Source organism: Paenibacillus segetis (assembly GCF_014639155.1).
GTDB classification, from domain to species: Bacteria; Bacillota; Bacilli; order Paenibacillales; family Paenibacillaceae; genus Fontibacillus; species Fontibacillus segetis.
Map to the genome: position 1 here is coordinate 14,245 of NZ_BMFT01000002.1, position 16,355 is coordinate 30,599.

The 16,355-nt window shown below is 41.8% G+C and carries 14 protein-coding genes; 11 read left to right on the top strand and 3 right to left on the bottom strand.

All coding sequences use genetic code 11. The annotated features are described in order from the left end of the window. Window positions 1-210: 210 nt before the first annotated feature. The 3 genes from dnaA to IEW05_RS16325 all read right to left on the bottom strand — a co-directional run bounded on the left by dnaA (window position 211) and on the right by IEW05_RS16325 (window position 4,333). Complete coding sequence (dnaA, locus tag IEW05_RS16315; protein ID WP_188540925.1) at window positions 211-1,557, bottom strand: chromosomal replication initiator protein DnaA; 1,347 nt, start codon at window positions 1,555-1,557, stop codon at window positions 211-213. A gap of 505 nt (window positions 1,558-2,062) precedes the next feature. Beyond that, window positions 2,063-3,616, bottom strand: coding sequence for a gluconokinase (gntK, locus tag IEW05_RS16320; protein WP_188540926.1), 1,554 nt, complete (start codon window positions 3,614-3,616; stop codon window positions 2,063-2,065). 39 nt (window positions 3,617-3,655) lie between these two features. After that, window positions 3,656-4,333: a GntR family transcriptional regulator gene (locus IEW05_RS16325; RefSeq protein WP_188541457.1), complete on the bottom strand. Its 678-nt coding sequence runs from the start codon at window positions 4,331-4,333 to the stop codon at window positions 3,656-3,658. A gap of 340 nt (window positions 4,334-4,673) precedes the next feature. Here IEW05_RS16325 and rpmH point away from each other — a divergent pair, with 340 nt between their 5' ends. The 11 genes from rpmH to IEW05_RS16380 all read left to right on the top strand — a co-directional run bounded on the left by rpmH (window position 4,674) and on the right by IEW05_RS16380 (window position 16,328). Next, window positions 4,674-4,808, top strand: coding sequence for a 50S ribosomal protein L34 (gene rpmH / locus IEW05_RS16330; protein ID WP_019914530.1), 135 nt, complete (start codon window positions 4,674-4,676; stop codon window positions 4,806-4,808). A 282-nt stretch (window positions 4,809-5,090) separates the two neighbouring features. Further along, a complete protein-coding gene (gene rnpA / locus IEW05_RS16335) occupies window positions 5,091-5,441 on the top strand; it encodes a ribonuclease P protein component (protein WP_188540927.1) in 351 nt (116 codons plus the stop codon). A gap of 72 nt (window positions 5,442-5,513) precedes the next feature. Next, window positions 5,514-6,407, top strand: coding sequence for a YidC/Oxa1 family membrane protein insertase (locus IEW05_RS16340; RefSeq protein WP_188540928.1), 894 nt, complete (start codon window positions 5,514-5,516; stop codon window positions 6,405-6,407). Then, the gene (gene jag / locus IEW05_RS16345; protein ID WP_188540929.1) at window positions 6,404-7,117 is read left to right on the top strand and encodes an RNA-binding cell elongation regulator Jag/EloR; all 714 of its coding nucleotides are present in this window, start codon (window positions 6,404-6,406) and stop codon (window positions 7,115-7,117) included. Before IEW05_RS16340 ends, jag begins: the two co-directional genes overlap by 4 nt. Window positions 7,118-7,989: 872 nt before the next feature. After that, a complete protein-coding gene (gene mnmE, locus IEW05_RS16350; RefSeq protein WP_188540930.1) occupies window positions 7,990-9,369 on the top strand; it encodes a tRNA uridine-5-carboxymethylaminomethyl(34) synthesis GTPase MnmE in 1,380 nt (459 codons plus the stop codon). 127 nt (window positions 9,370-9,496) lie between these two features. After that, entirely contained in the window at window positions 9,497-11,383 is a 1,887-nt protein-coding gene (gene mnmG, locus IEW05_RS16355) for a tRNA uridine-5-carboxymethylaminomethyl(34) synthesis enzyme MnmG (RefSeq protein ID WP_188540931.1), read from the top strand. A gap of 5 nt (window positions 11,384-11,388) precedes the next feature. Further along, window positions 11,389-12,111, top strand: coding sequence for a 16S rRNA (guanine(527)-N(7))-methyltransferase RsmG (rsmG, locus tag IEW05_RS16360; RefSeq protein ID WP_188540932.1), 723 nt, complete (start codon window positions 11,389-11,391; stop codon window positions 12,109-12,111). Between the two features lie 335 nt (window positions 12,112-12,446). Beyond that, window positions 12,447-13,265 carry a nucleoid occlusion protein gene (noc, locus tag IEW05_RS16365; protein WP_188540933.1) on the top strand — a complete coding sequence of 273 codons (819 nt, stop codon included), beginning with the start codon at window positions 12,447-12,449 and terminating at the stop codon, window positions 13,263-13,265. Between the two features lie 196 nt (window positions 13,266-13,461). Further along, a complete protein-coding gene (locus tag IEW05_RS16370) occupies window positions 13,462-14,223 on the top strand; it encodes a ParA family protein (RefSeq protein ID WP_188540934.1) in 762 nt (253 codons plus the stop codon). Continuing rightward, window positions 14,216-15,055 (top strand): ParB/RepB/Spo0J family partition protein, encoded by an 840-nt coding sequence (locus tag IEW05_RS16375; protein WP_188540935.1) that lies wholly within the window; start codon window positions 14,216-14,218, stop codon window positions 15,053-15,055. The genes IEW05_RS16370 and IEW05_RS16375 overlap by 8 nt, the downstream gene beginning before the upstream one ends. 118 nt (window positions 15,056-15,173) lie before the next feature. Further along, the gene (locus tag IEW05_RS16380; RefSeq protein ID WP_188540936.1) at window positions 15,174-16,328 is read left to right on the top strand and encodes an aminotransferase class V-fold PLP-dependent enzyme; all 1,155 of its coding nucleotides are present in this window, start codon (window positions 15,174-15,176) and stop codon (window positions 16,326-16,328) included. Window positions 16,329-16,355: the final 27 nt, after the last annotated feature.

The window sequence follows — 16,355 nt, forward strand, 5'->3', positions numbered from 1 at the left end:
CAATATGTTTTAAGCATCTTCTTTAAGGGTTGAATGATTGCAGTTTGGGGTTAAGATGCTGTTCGCGGCAGAGCCGCTTTATATGATGATATTTATCTTTATAAATATAGAAGTAGTAGTAGGGGCACTGAATATGTGGATAACAATATAAAATATATGAAATGAAGCCTATCCACATGTTAATAGAATGTGCATAGGCTTTTACCTTATTCAGGACGAATTTTTGATTTTTTCGCTTATCGTGTTGATAACTTTATATAAATCGGGATCCACTTTGAGCAGCTGTACTATTTTCTCATGCGCATGAATGACAGTGGTATGATCTCGTCCTCCAAAAGCATCCCCAATCTTAGGGAGCGAGAAATCTGTCAATTCCCTGGATAGATACATGGCGATTTGACGGGGAAAGGCGATGGCCTTCGTTCGTTTCCGCGCTTTGAAATCCTCCAGCTTTAAATTGTAATATTCGCCAACCTTTTGCTGAATGTCCTGGATCGTAATCATTTTTGGCCGACTGGAAGGAATAATATCCTTAAGTGCTTCGGCTGCTAAATGTGTGGTCACATCTTGATTGATCAAGGAAGAATAAGCTACCACACGAATCAGTGCGCCTTCGAGCTCCCGGATGTTGGAGTCGATCTGATTAGCTATATACATCATGGCTTCATTCGGAATATCTAGATTTTCGGCTTTTGCTTTCTTACGTAAGATCGCAATACGCGTCTCCAGATCTGGCGGCTGAATATCTGTGATAAGTCCCCATTCAAACCGTGAACGCAGTCGCTCCTCCAAGGTAGGAATCTCCTTTGGCGGCCTGTCACTGGAGATGATAATTTGTTTGCGTTCTTCGTGTAGCGCGTTAAAAGTATGGAAGAACTCCTCTTGGGTAGATTCCTTACCCGCAAGAAATTGGATATCATCAATCAGCAGAATATCTATATTACGATACTTGTTGCGGAAGCTCTCTGCCCGATTATCTCGGATCGAGTTAATGAACTCGTTCGTAAATTTCTCTGATGAAATGTATACCACTTTACTACTCGGACTGTGCTCCAAAATGTAATGCCCAATAGCATGCATTAAGTGCGTTTTTCCCAAACCTACTCCACCGTAAAGAAACAATGGGTTATAAGCCCTAGCCGGTGCTTCGGCAACAGCAAGAGAGGCCGCATGAGCGAACCGGTTACCCGAACCAATGACAAAAGTATCAAAGGTATACTTCGGGTTTAGCATATGGGAAACGCTTTCTTCCATTTGGATGGGTGCAGGGGGCTCACGATGTGTCTGAGTTTGCTCGGCGGGGGCGGACTCTTCAATAACAAAAGAGACTTCCACCTGCTTATTCAGATATTCGAATACGGTTGTAGCTACGAGTTTGGTGTAGCGACTCTCCAGCCATTCCACGGCAAATGTGGTGGGCGCAGAGATCACGATGGAACGGTCCGTGAGGGAAACCACCTTCGTCGCTTTGAACCAAGTGTCGAAGCTGGGTTTACTAAGTTTGGTGTTGATGATGGATAAGATATGTTGCCATATTTCGGAGGTATGGCTGTCCACAGACTGTCACTCCTTTAAGATCTTCCAATTGTGGCTTGAGCCATGTGCAGAAAGAGTCGAAAAACAAAAATAAAGGGAGAAATTATCCCCAATAGTAAGTAAAATGTAATGATTATAAACAGATGAAAAATATAATTGTTCACAATATTATCCACAGGCTGTGAATAAGTTATTGGTCAAAATAAAGATATGCACATCAAAAGCATTATTATCATAGCAAAATAGTCCTTATATTTCAATGCAAAGGCGTATTTTATCCACAAATTCAATAACTTGTGCATAATTTTCATCAACACCACTACATATTGTTTATAAATTGTTTAAAGTTCGACAGAAAGAGTGAATTAGCAGAAAAAAATATGCACAAGTTGTTAGATCATGAGTGAGGATGAAAAAATTTCGTGGTTCGTGGAATGTGTATAACATGAACAACAAAAAGAGCTACTTTCTATTATAGAAAGTAGCTCTGATTTTTATTCGCCAGGGTGAGATAGGAATATCCTACCTACTGAGGGTCTGAATATTTACTTTGAAATTTAGAGATGGCTTCATAATCTTCTTCAAATTTACGTGAAACACGGATATAGATCGGCAGTAATTCCTTATAAATGGTGGCATGTTTTTTATTTGGAGTATGTTCGTAGGTTTCTCCAATCATATCTTTAACAATTTCAAACGAATCAATATGGCCAAGCGCGTATAGACCAAGCACGACAGCCCCAAGACATGAGCTCTCATAACTTTCGGGAATCACAATTTTTTGATCAAAAATATCGGCCATCATCTGCCGCCATAGCGGCGAGCGGGCAAAACCTCCGGTTGCTTGAATTTGTCCTGGTCTACCCATTTGTTCTTCCATCGCGAGCAATACGGTATACAAATTGAAGATAACACCTTCCAAAACAGCACGAATCATATGTTCTTTTCGATGATTAAGTGAAAGTCCAAAGAAGGATCCACGAGCATGAGGATTCCAAAGCGGGGCTCGTTCTCCGGCCAAATAAGGATGAAAGAGCAGTCCTTCGGATCCAGGCATCACTCTTTCGGCAATTTGGGTTAGTACATCATAGGAATTAATGCCTAGGCGTTTGGCTGTTTCTACTTCAGCAGAGGCAAATTCATCCCGGAGCCAACGGAAAATAACGCCACCATTGTTCACCGCACCGCCGATGACCCAGTGTTTATCCGTTAATGCATAGCAGAATATCCGTCCTTTTGGATCAGTTTGAGGACGATCTACTATAGTACGGATTGCTCCACTTGTTCCAATCGTAACAGCAACAACGCCAGGATCTATAGCGCCAACCCCAAGATTGGACAGGACTCCATCAGCTGCACCAGTTACAAATGGGGTAGAGGGTATTAGTCCCATGGCATCGGCATATTTCTGAGATAATCCTTGCATGATATGAGTCGTCGGCACGATGGTTGAAAGGTGATCCGGTGTAATTCCTATAAGTTCTAGCACTTTTTCATCCCAGTTAAGCTGCTCTAGGTTCATCAGTCCTGTACCGGAGGCGATAGAATAATCGACAACATATTGACCTGCAAATAGTTTGGCAAATACGTATTCCTTAATAGAAATAAATTTATATGTCTTATTAAAAATATCCGGATAATCTTCGCGGAGCCACAACAGTTTGGCTAGAGGGGACATGGGGTGAATGGGTGTCCCTGTTCGTAAATAAATTTCATGACCGTCAAGCTCGTTCTTTAAACGCTCGGACCATGCGGCACTTCGGTTGTCTGCCCAAGTTAAGCAGCGCATAAGTGGCTGACCATTAGAATCTATAGGAATGACACTATGCATTGCTGAACTAAAGGAGACAAACATAACGGATTCTGGACTAATTTTACTGTCACTCATCAATTGATGAACACATTTTAGGATGGCTGCAAAAATTTCCTCTGGATCTTGTTCCGCTGCATTGAAGCTTGGTGTATACAAAGGATAACCTTCATTAGCACTAGTTATCACTTTTCCGTTCTGCTCATATAGGATCGCTTTGGTGCTGGTGGTGCCGATATCTACCCCGATCATATAAGACTTATGTTCCATCACAATAACCTTCTCTCCATTATGTAGAAGTACTTTCATTTATTCGGCAAAGTGCGGGTGTGCAAATGTATTACGAGAATCGGTAAAATATGTCTCGATCCGCTCCTGAATGATCGCAGGTTCTCTAGTCTCCAGACTTTCTAATAACCATTGATGTTTATGAATCACATATTGAATTTTGTCCTCTTCTTGCGTAAGTAGATCTCTGGCTGTAAGGAGCATAATAGTTTTAACAATCCCAGAAATGCTATTCCACAAATGCAAAATTCTCGTATGCTTCGCTTCTGTAATGATGTATTCGTGAAAAGAGTATTGTTGATGTGCAAATTCTGCGATATCACGATGTTTGGCTGCTAATTGCATTTTATCGATGATCTGATTCAAAGTGGATATCCGTATCTCCGAATAGTCTGCCCCTATGCGTTGCCAGGCAAAACTCTCAATTAAGCACCGAACATCAACTAGTTCTTCTATATTATTTAAACTCAGACCCGCGACTTGAACTCCCATCCTTTGCAAAGTAATGAGTCCTTCACTCGAGAGCAGCTTTAGTGCCTCGCGAACAGGAGAGCGGCTTGTTCCAAAATCCGTTGCGATTCGATTCTCTGACAGAATTTCACCATGTGGGATTTCACCATTAATAATTCGCAGGCGAAGTTGGCTGGCGATGGATTCGCCAAGCGTAGTTCCTTTTAACCATGAAACTGGATATTGCATCATATTTAACTCCTTATTCAAGGATGTATCTTCGATTATAAACCATCATATCGCAATTAGTATACTTGTGTACAACTTTGTTGATATCCATCAAAATGTGCATATTTCTTGGTGCAAATTACTTTTCCACATGTGCATAACTTATATTCGATGGTAAATTGATGTATTCACTGTGTACAACGTGATTTTTTGAAGTGAATTGTGTATAATTAATCTCGCTGAAAAGAAATGAGGACTTGATTGACTTTTCAGATCGTTCGTGGTTAAATGTAAAAAGGCATTTTCTGTGCGTAATGAAAATGGTAAATACGATAGTAGTTCCTGTAAGGGGGTGCAATAAATGAGACCGACTTTCAAACCGAATGTGAGCAAACGTAAAAAGGTTCACGGTTTCCGTAAGAGAATGAGCACGAAAAACGGCCGTAAGGTTCTTGCTGCTCGTCGTCTAAAAGGCAGAAAAGTACTTAGTGCGTAATGACTACGTGAGACCACTACGGTGGTCTTTTTTTGTAGGTGTTCTGGTATGGAGTCTTTTTTAGTTGAATCTATTCGTACCGGAACCTTTGTAAAGATACAAAAGTAATTATTTTCACTATGTTTTTAGAAAAAAAAGGATGACTACTGTTGATGATATGCCTGATATCTTTGAGGTAATACTAAGGGATGAGGGGTATCATTTTTGACGTTGATTCACATTACAATAGAAGCTTTAGCCCTTTCTTGATTAGTACAAGGGTTTAAGTCAAGGAGATTGCTCGTGCATAAGAAGCTTCGATTAAGGAACCGGGCGGATTTCGGACGGGTATACCGATCTGGAAAGTCCTTCGCTAATCGTCAACTCGTCGTCTATTGGTCAAATAAACATGATATTGAGCGTTTTCGATTGGGTGTATCAGCTAGTAAGAAAATTGGAAACGCTGTTGTTCGAAATCGGATGCGTCGAAGATTAAAAGAGATTGTGCGCTTGCATGAAGCGGAGATTAGAGATCATGTCGATATCATTCTAATTGTACGTAATGGCGCAGTGGAAATGGAATATCAGGAACTGGAAAAAAGTGTGTTGCATGTGCTACGGAAGTCCTCGTTGCTTAGGTCTTCGCGGCCATGAGTACGCTGGTTTCCTTGTCCCTTTAAATATGGTATGATTTACATGATGGAAGGCTAAGAGAGGGGTTTTGAAGTGTCACGAATTAAGAATAACAAAAAGCAATGGATTCTCCTCATCCTTGCAATTGGATTAATAGCTATATTATCTGGTTGTGGAACGACCGCTACTAGAGTAGCTACTACGACTGAGGATATGAGAGCCAGCGGTTCGTGGTGGACATCTAATGTAGTGTATTTCTTCTCACTTGCATTGGATACATTTGCCAAATGGTTCAATGGTGCTTATGGATTAGCTATCCTTATTATGGTGCTCATTGTACGGACCTTGATTCTACCACTTACGCTTAAACAGGTAAGAAGTTCGAAAGCGATGCAAGCAATTCAACCGCAGCTCGCAAAAATTAAGGAGCAATACAAAGATAATCCTCAACAGCAGCAAGCTGAGACGATGAAATTATTCCAAGAAAATAAAGTTAATCCGATGGCCGGTTGTTTCCCACTCATTATTCAAATGCCGGTGTTCATCGCTCTATATAACTCTATTTATAATAACTCAGCAATTCGTGATCACTCTTTCTTATGGCTCCAATTAGGGGAACCGGATAAGATGTTTATCCTTCCTATAATTGCAGCATTAACTACGTTTATTCAGACGAAGATGATGTCCAACATGAATCCTAGTGGGATGCAGGGACCTATGCAATTCATGATGTTCATCTATCCAGTCTTAATCTTCTTTATGGCTTATCAATTCCCAGCAGCGCTTCCGCTCTACTGGATTTACAGTAACTTGTACACAATCGTACAGAACTACTTGATCTACCGTAAGAAAGATCCGGTTCTGGCGCTTAATAATAATGCGGCAATATCAGATGGTTCTAAAAAAGGTGGTTCTAAAAAGGGCGGTTCGAATTTGAAAGCCGGACATCCTGGTAAGGGCGCCAAGGAGGCCAAAAAGTCGAAATGAATAAAATTGTGACGTCGGGAAAAACCATTGAAGAAGCTGTAAAACAAGGATTGGCCGTGCTCGGCACTACCGAGGATAAAGTCGCCGTGAATGTGTTAGAGCAGCCATCAAAAGGATTCCTAGGCCTGATCGGCGTAAAGGAAGCAAAGGTTGAGCTTACTTTGCTTCAAGAGACTCCTTCAGGTCGCCCTCAGAAGAACCCTATGGAATCTTCAGTATCCCCATCTCTGAATGAGAATGGGACAACCGTTGACCGGGATCCTTATGAGGAGGCGGCGTCATTTATTCGAGACGTTGGCGAGAATATGGGTCTTCAAGTGGAGGTAGATATCCTCCAGAAGAAGGACGGTATTATTTTAAATATTTCAGGTAGCGACTTGGGATTGTTGATTGGTCGTAGAGGTCAAACTCTCGATGCTTTGCAATACTTGGCGAATATCATCGCGAATCGTTATTCAGAGACCTTTATCCGGATTACACTGGACGCTGAAAACTTCCGTGAACGTCGGAAGAAGACGCTAGAGGAGCTGGCCGCAAGGTTGGCTGGACGTGTAGTTCGTACACGTAAAGAGGTTGTTCTTGAGCCGATGTCGCCGCAGGAACGCAAAGTGATCCATTCCAAACTTCAGGACCATCCGGAGGTTAAAACCTTCAGTAAAGGCGAGGAGCCAAACCGACGGGTCGTTATTACACTGAAGCAAAGTAAATGAATGAGACGCAATGATGTTTTGCCCCGGCAAATGTCATTGCGTTTATTTTTATGTTCCCATCCCTCCCAAACCCTCCCTTATCTTAAGGGAGGGCCCCAAGGGTTGCACCCTCTGGACTCCCGCTTTCAAGTTCACATAACGTAGGAGGGGAAGAGGTGCTCCTGCTCGCTGTCCCCTTCGGGGATGCGCTAAAGTATGGTGTGTGGAACGCTTTTCCCCCTTCGGGTACGTCTCACTTTTGGAGCAACCGTTGGACAAAGGGGACAGGTTGCTTGTCCCGGATTGGAAGGAGATCTGGCAGAGAGAGTCGAGGTAAAAGGATTTCGTGTTATGGTGTGCAATGAGTCGCTGTCCCTCCGGGATACGCTTAGATATGACCAGGGATTATAGTGTTTGAATGGGGCAACGCTACGAAGTAGGGTGGAGAGAGTAGCAAATTGAGGATATAGTGCTACGTTGTGCAATGAGTCGCTGTCCCTTCGGGATACGCTTGGGTATGAGCAGGGATTATAGTGTTTGAATGGGGCAACGCTACGAAATAGGGTGGAGAGAGTAGCGAATTGAGGATATAGTGCTACGTTGTGTAAGGAGTCGCTGTCCCCGTTGGGGATGCGCTGACTACTAGTGATGTTTTGTGGGGGTTAAAATTTAGCGGTGAAAAGATAGCGGAATAAGCCGTTTGAATTCGGAGAAGCTCAAAGCTTTCTGTAAGAAAGCTGCTTCGGAAGCATAAGCTGCGGTCGCCTTTGTCGTCGGATTATTACCTAGTTAGGTATTAATAATCAAATAATCTGACGACAACAGCGATCGAAGAATCAAACGGACTATGTAGCGTACTATTTCACTATAATAATTATAGAGGTGAACTAACCATGTTGAGTGATACAATAGCCGCCATTTCGACGGCGGTGGGGGAGAGCGGAATTGCGGTCATTCGGATCAGCGGTCCAGAGGCGATCACTGAGGTTGGTCGTCTATTTCGCTCAAAGACGAAGTTAGAGGATGCAGATAGTCATACGGTGCATTATGGTTTTATCATTGACCCGAATTCAAATGAAAAGCTGGAAGAGGTGCTGGTGTCGGTCTTTAGAGCACCACGTTCGTTCACAACAGAAGATGTGGTGGAGATCAGTACGCACGGCGGGATTATTTCAGTTAAGCGAGTGATGGATTTGCTGCTGGAGCAACGGGAGATTCGTTTGGCTGAGCCGGGCGAGTTTACGAAGCGCGCTTTTTTGAATGGAAGGATTGATTTAACTCAGGCAGAGGCAGTGATTGACTTGATCCGCTCGAAATCGGATCGGGCGTTCTCGGTCGCTTTGAAGCAGGTGGAAGGAGATCTGTCGCGAAAAATAACTTCGTTACGTTACACGCTGGTGGAGACGTTGGCACATATTGAAGTTAATATTGATTATCCGGAACATGACGTAGAATCGATGACGATGGAGTTTATTCGCAACAAGTGCGCGGAAGTGACGGAAGGAATAGAGCAACTTTTAAAGAATGCGAATCAGGGCAAAATCCTCCGTGAAGGGATTACCACAGCTATCGTTGGACGTCCTAATGTTGGTAAATCTTCGCTACTGAATGCGTTAGCAAGGGAAAATAAAGCGATTGTAACGGATATCCCAGGAACAACGCGTGATGTTATTGAGGAGTTTGTAACGATCAATAATATTCCTCTGAAGCTACTTGATACAGCGGGAATCCGCGAAACGATGGATATCGTAGAGCAAATTGGTGTTGAGCGATCAAAGGCTGCTGTAAATGAGGCTGATTTAATTTTACTAGTTCTAAACAGTGCGGATCTTTTGCATGAAGATGAAATTAAGCTGATGGAACAGCTTAAGGGCCGTCCAACGATTGTATTGCTGAATAAGATCGATTTACCACAACAATTAGACCGGGATGTAGTGTCTCGTTATTTTCCAAAAGAGGCTATCGTAGAGTTGTCTGTGAAGACAAGTGAGGGATTGGATCATTTAGAGGAAGCTATCTCACAGTTGTTCTTTGGGGGCAAGCTTGAGTCTGGAGACCTTACCTATGTAAGCAATGTTCGTCATATCGCACTACTCAAACAGGCGAAGAAGTCACTAGCGGATGCTTATGAGGCAACGGAGATGGGAGTACCGATTGATATCCTGCAAATTGATGTACGACTTGCTTGGGAGCAGTTGGGTGAAGTCATTGGAGATTCAGCGCCAGATGCTCTGATCGACCAAATTTTCTCACAATTTTGTTTGGGTAAATAATGGCCGGGTGTATCGTCAATGTCTGTTCATGGTATGATGATAACGTTAGTTTTTAAATATAAGATTTTGAAGATATATACTTGAGTTTTTTGCAATAGAATGAGCCAGTCAAAGGGGGAGATATATAGTGAGCTATCATGCAGGTAGTTATGATGTGATTGTCGTTGGCGCCGGGCATGCGGGTAGTGAAGCAGCACTTGCTGCTGCACGCATGGGTTGTATTACGCTGATGATCACGATCAATTTGGATATGGTTGCATTTATGCCATGTAATCCGTCGATTGGAGGTCCAGCTAAGGGCCATGTCGTCCGTGAGGTCGACGCATTAGGCGGGGAAATGGGGCGTAATATCGATAAAACCTTTATTCAGATGCGGATGCTGAACACAGGTAAAGGACCTGCTGTTCATGCACTTCGCGCACAAGCTGATAAATTTTTGTACCAGCACGCCATGAAAGAAACGATGGAGAAGGAACCCAATTTGACGCTTCGCCAAGGAATGGTTGAGGAGTTGATCGTTGAAGAGGGACAATGTGTTGGTGTAGTTACTAAGACGGGCGCTGAATATCGTGCTAAATCTGTTGTTGTGACAACGGGAACCTATTTACGCGGTAGAGTAATTATGGGTGAACTAACTTATGAGAGTGGTCCTAATAACCAGCAGCCTTCGGTTAATTTATCACATAATTTGAAAGAGCATGGGCTTGAGTTAGTTCGGTTCAAGACAGGAACCCCTCCACGTGTTCATAAAGATACGATTGATTTTTCTCAAACGGAGATTCAGCCAGGGGATGACAAGATCAAATTTTTCTCCTATGAGACAAAAGAGTCAGACAATGAGCAATTGCCTTGTTGGTTAACATATACTTCAAGCGACACACATGACATTATTAATGCTAACCTTCACCGTGCACCGATGTATACCGGGGTTATTGAGGGGACTGGACCACGTTATTGTCCTTCGATCGAGGATAAAATTGTACGTTTCAGCGATAAGCCGAAGCATCAGATTTTCTTAGAGCCAGAAGGTAAGAATACCTCTGAATATTATGTCCAAGGCTTGTCAACGAGTATGCCAGAGGATGTTCAACTGCAAATGTTACGTTCCATCCCAGGACTACAGAATGTTGAGATGATGCGTAACGGATACGCTATTGAATATGATGCGGTTGTTCCAACACAGTTGTGGCCTTCTTTGGAAACGAAGAAGATTCCAGGTCTCTTTACAGCGGGGCAAATTAATGGGACTTCAGGTTATGAAGAGGCAGCAGGTCAAGGAGTTATGGCAGGGATTAACGCTGCTCGTAAAGCACAAGGTAAAGAACCCGTTGTTCTGGATCGTTCACAGGGCTACATTGGTGTCATGATTGATGATCTGGTGACAAAAGGTACGAATGAACCTTATCGCTTGCTTACCTCACGTGCAGAGTATAGACTTTTGCTCCGTCATGATAATGCGGATCTACGTTTGACTCCGATTGGCCATGAGATTGGTTTGGTTCCGGAAGATCGATATCAACGGTTTTTGGATAAAAAAGAGAAGATTGAACAGGAAATTATTCGGTTACAGAAGACTTCCGTTTCTCCTTCAGCCATTAACTCATTGCTCGAATCTATTGGTTCGACGCCAATTACGGATGGTAGTAATTTACTGACGATACTTCGTCGTCCTGAAGTTAACTATGCTCACATCAGTTCATATTTTCCTGCGGAAGCAGAACTGGATGAGGACATGATGGAACAAGTTGAAATTCAAATTAAATATGCCGGTTACATTGAGAAGCAAGAGACACAAGTCGCTAAATTACAAAAAATGGAAAAGAAAAAGATTCCTGAAAAGATCAAATACGAAGATGTGCATGGTCTTGCGATTGAAGCATGTCAAAAGCTAGCGAAGATACGTCCAATTTCTATCGGTCAAGCTTCGCGTATATCTGGCGTTACTCCAGCCGATATTTCTATTTTATTGGTATATCTGGAGCATTTTAACCGGGTTACCGCAGCGGGAGGGTAAAGATTGTGGATTCCATACAATCCCATTTCCATCATTTGTTACTTGAGCATCAAATCGATCTTAATGAAGAACAATTGAACCAATTTGAGATCTATTTTCAAGAATTAGTCTCTTGGAATGAAAAAATGAATTTAACAGGGATAACCGAGCGAGAGCAGGTTTATATTAAGCATTTCTATGATTCTGTGACGCTTTCCTTCTATTTAAATATCTCGGACATATCTAACCTAGCTGATATTGGTTCCGGTGCAGGGTTTCCAGGTATTCCTTTAAAAATCTGTTTCCCTCACTTGAAATTAACGATTGTTGATTCATTGAACAAAAGGATTCAGTTTTTACAAAATGTAGTAGATAAATTAGGGCTGCAAAATGTCGAGCTTATTCATGGTCGTGCAGAGGATATTGCTCGTAAAGATCATTTAAGGGATGCATTTGATCTAGTAACAGCTCGTGCTGTAGCACGTATGGCTGTGCTGAATGAATTTTGTCTACCTTTTGTGAAACCAGGTGGGATTTTCGCTGCTATGAAGGGTAACGATCCAAGTGATGAGATTAAAGAGGCAAAACGCAGTATGTCTGAACTAAAGGGCAAATTGTCTGGTAATCATCACTTCACATTGCCACTTGAGAACTCTGAGAGACATATCATTATGATTAGTAAAACAAATTCAACACCGAAGAAATATCCCCGAAAAGCGGGAACACCGATCAAAACTCCCATAATATAATATTTTCCAATCCCCCTAGAAAATTGTTCCACGTGAAACAAGCTACTAGGGGGATTATTCTCTCAAAAATACATTTGAAAGAGAATAGGATTATTGGGCAAAAAGTGGTAGAATAGAAATACTACTAAACGTTGAATGATTTTCGTTCTACGGCCACATCTACAAGTGTCATACTGACAATTAAAGGCATGACAAATCGTGGATACATAGGAGAATGGTCTTCTTCAAAGGGATTTTTACGCCCATTGATAGCATTTGCGTTTCTAGTTTTTACAAATGAAGCCCATAAGGCATTTCGTCTTATGTCACTATGAAATTAGGTGGTAATCTACGGAATGAAAGAACAATTTTCTAAATTGTTTGGTTTAACCGAACGATCCAGTGGCGAAGAAGTGAAGCAAGTTCCGGTTGGGGAGATCGTTGGTAGTCCCTATCAACCACGGACTATATTTGATGAGGACAAGATTGATGAGTTGTGTCAAACGATTCGTACCCTTGGAGTTATTCAACCTATTGTTGTTCGTTATCGCAATGATAAGTATGAAATAATAGCTGGGGAACGACGTTGGCGTGCTGTGAAAAAGTTAGGGCTTGAGACGATACCGGCCATTTTGAAGGATTTTAATGACTCACAGGCGGCGTCCATTGCACTGATTGAGAATCTACAACGTGAAGGGCTAACTTCTATTGAGGAGGCTTTAGCCTATCAGAATTTGATAGATTTACATCAATTGACTCAAGAAAGCTTGGCTCAGCGACTTGGAAAGAGCCAGTCTACCATCGCCAACAAAATCAGACTTCTTCATCTTCCTGAAGTTGTAAAGAATGCATTGATGGAACGTAAGATTACGGAACGTCATGCTAGGGCACTATTGTCGCTTGATACTGAAGAATTACAAATAAAAGTACTTAACGAAATTATTAGTAAAGAATTAAACGTAAAACAAAGTGAAGCTCGTATTGCATTTTATAAACAAGTCTCCAATAACAAGAAGTCTTCGAAACGAATTTCGTTTACGAAAGATGTGAGATTGGCGCTAAATACGATTCGTCAATCTATTGATATGGTGTCAGGTTCTGGATTACAGATTAAGACAGATGAAAGTGATCATGATGATCATTATGAAATTGTAATCCGCATTCCTAAGAAATGATTTTTTATCGGTTATCTTAATCTATAGGCATATTAAATATAATTCTAGTTTGTACAGGTAGATCGCGAAATTGTGAGATTGTTGCAGCGGCTGATTCAGATGGGGCGCATTGGTCTTTTTGTAGCTACAACTTAGTGGGTACTTGATGATCATGAACTACAAAAAGAGTTTTCTAATTATACTGAGGTGAAATGAATTGTCCAAAATCATTGCCATTGCTAACCAAAAGGGAGGCGTCGGTAAAACGACAACTTCTGTAAATTTGGGGGCGGGACTTGCTGCGATTGGTAAAAAAGTACTGCTCATCGACATTGATCCGCAAGGTAACACGACAAGTGGAGTTGGAATTAATAAAGCGGATGTCGCCAATTGTATTTATGATGTGCTGATTAACGAAGTGAATCCGAAAGAAGCAATTTCTAGTACTCAGGTTGATGGATTGGATATTATTCCTGCTACGATTCAGTTAGCAGGGGCGGAGATCGAATTAGTTCCCACGATTTCTCGTGAATTCAGGTTGAAGAAGTCTATTCAACAAGTCAAACATTTATATGATTATATTATTATTGACTGCCCACCTTCTTTAGGTATTCTTACGATCAATTCTCTTACTGCAGCCGATTCTGTACTTATTCCAATTCAATGTGAGTACTATGCGTTGGAAGGTCTAAGTCAATTACTCAATACAGTACGACTCGTTCAGAAGCAATTGAATACCTCATTGCAAATTGAAGGGGTATTATTAACGATGTTCGATGCCCGTACAAACTTAGGTATTCAGGTTATTGAAGAAGTTAAGAAATATTTTCAACAGAAAGTTTACAAGACCGTTATTCCTCGGAATGTGCGCTTAAGTGAAGCGCCGTCATACGGTCAATCAATCATTACGTATGATCCACGGTCAAAAGGTGCAGAGGTATATTTAGAGTTGGCAAAGGAAGTGGTCTCCTATGAATAAAAGATTAGGGAAGGGATTAGATGCTTTATTTCCCTCACTAGCTGTTGAAGACGATGATAAAGTGGTAGAAATTCCACTAAATCAACTTCGGGCTAACCCTTATCAACCTCGTAAAACTTTTGATGAGGAAGCTATCCGGGAATTAGCAGAATCCATTCGTCAACACGGAGTTATTCAGCCAATTATTGTTCGCAGCGTGATGAAAGGGTATGAAATCATAGCTGGGGAACGTAGGTTCCGCGCTTCCCAATTTTGTGGAAAGTCAACGGTTCCTGCTGTTGTTAGAACATTTACTGATCAACAGGTTATGGAGATTGCATTAATTGAGAACTTACAACGGGAGAACTTAAATGCAATGGAAGTGGCCGTAGCTTATCAAGGGTTAATGGATCAATTCCAATTGACACAAGAAGAGTTATCTTTAAAGGTTGGAAAATCCCGTTCTCATATTGCAAATTTTTTGCGTTTGCTGTCATTGCCAGAAGAAGTTAAGGAAGATGTTTCACGTGGAACATTATCGATGGGGCATGCTAGAGCATTGGTTGGATTGAAGGACGCAGCAACGATCAAACAATTGGCTAAGCAATGTATTGACCATGAGTGGAGTGTTCGTGAATTAGAAGATGCATTGCAACAATTGGACCGCAAAAAAAATGATAAGCCAAAGACTTCCAATAAGAAGAGAGACCCGTATATTGATGAAGTCGAAGACAGTTTGCGGGAACGTTATAAAACTACGGTAAAGATCAAAGCGAACAAAGATAAAGGTAAAATTGAAATTAACTACTATAGCCAAGATGATCTACAAAGATTGTTAGATATGCTTAGCTAACTAAAATGACATATCTCTTACTTCTAACAGGAGACGAATCCTTGGAAGAAGGAGGTATGTCATTATTAATCTGAATAAGAAGTCATTAAGAATCTTCATACTCGGGGGAGGGGAAAACTTGGACAAGAAATCAGTTATATATTTGGATCATGCTGCAACGTCTTGGCCGAAACCTCCTGGAGTAGGGGTGGCAATGTTAAACACATTAGAAGGTGCTGCGGCAAGTTCAGGTCGTGGGAATCATGGAATGGCATTGCAAGCTGGTAGAATATTGTACAAGGCACGAACCAAACTTGCTAAGCTGTTTAATATTCCCAACCCCAACGATATTGCATTTACTTCCAATACGACAACAGCTCTTAATCTGGCGATCAAAGGTTACTTGAAACCGGGTGACCATGTTATCGCAACGATGATTGAACATAATTCGGTAAGAAGACCGCTTGAATATTTAAAAAGAACTCAAGGCATAAGTGTTGATTATGTAGCGGTAAATGAGCAAGGAGAATTAGATCTAGAGGTTGTAGAACAAACGTTCAAACCACAGACACGAATGATGATTTGCTCACATAGTTCAAACTTGCTTGGAAGCATATTGCCAGTAGAAAAATTAAGTGAAATCGCTCATAATCATGGTGTTGTGTTTTTGGTGGATGCTGCACAGACAGCGGGAGTATATCCTGTAGATGTCCAAGAAATGGGAATCGATATGTTGGCCTTTCCAGGTCATAAAGGATTGCTCGGTCCTCAAGGAACTGGAGGGCTATACATTCATCCGAGTCTTGAGTTAGAACCGTTGTTGCATGGAGGTACTGGTAGTCAATCAGAGGAGCTAGAGCAACCTTCAGTACGACCGGATCGGTATGAGGCAGGGACCGCTAATACAGTAGGAATTGCAGGCTTAGCAGCTGGAGTAGAGTTTGTTCTGAACCAAGGGGTTTCCAGTATATACCAACATGAATGGGAGTTGACTCAGGCTCTTATGGAGGGGCTGGGGGATATACCGAACGTGATCTTACTAGGTCCAAACCGTGGAAAACCTAGGACGGGGATTGTCTCATTTAACTTGGAGAATCGAGATGCAGCGGAAATCGCTTTTATATTAGACAAACAATATAATATTGCAGTTCGGGCTGGATACCATTGTACTCCACTTGGACATCAGAGTGCCGGAACATCGATGGGCGGAGCAGTGCGGGTGAGTGTGGGATATGACACGACATATGAAGAAATTGGGAGTTTAATCTCAGCCATACGATTGATAGCAACGTGATATTTAATTATAGAGGAGAAGAAAGAG

Excerpts from the sequence above, each read along its gene's own strand:
- gntK (WP_188540926.1), bottom strand. The coding sequence starts at position 3,616 with ATGGAACATAAGTCTTATATGATCGGGGTAGATATCGGCACCACCAGC.
- IEW05_RS16325 (WP_188541457.1), bottom strand. The coding sequence starts at position 4,333 with ATGCAATATCCAGTTTCATGGTTAAAAGGAACTACGCTTGGCGAATCC.
- rpmH (WP_019914530.1), top strand. The coding sequence starts at position 4,674 with ATGAGACCGACTTTCAAACCGAATGTGAGCAAACGTAAAAAGGTTCAC.
- jag (WP_188540929.1), top strand. The coding sequence starts at position 6,404 with ATGAATAAAATTGTGACGTCGGGAAAAACCATTGAAGAAGCTGTAAAA.
- mnmE (WP_188540930.1), top strand. The coding sequence starts at position 7,990 with ATGTTGAGTGATACAATAGCCGCCATTTCGACGGCGGTGGGGGAGAGC.
- noc (WP_188540933.1), top strand. The coding sequence starts at position 12,447 with ATGAAAGAACAATTTTCTAAATTGTTTGGTTTAACCGAACGATCCAGT.
- IEW05_RS16375 (WP_188540935.1), top strand. The coding sequence starts at position 14,216 with ATGAATAAAAGATTAGGGAAGGGATTAGATGCTTTATTTCCCTCACTA.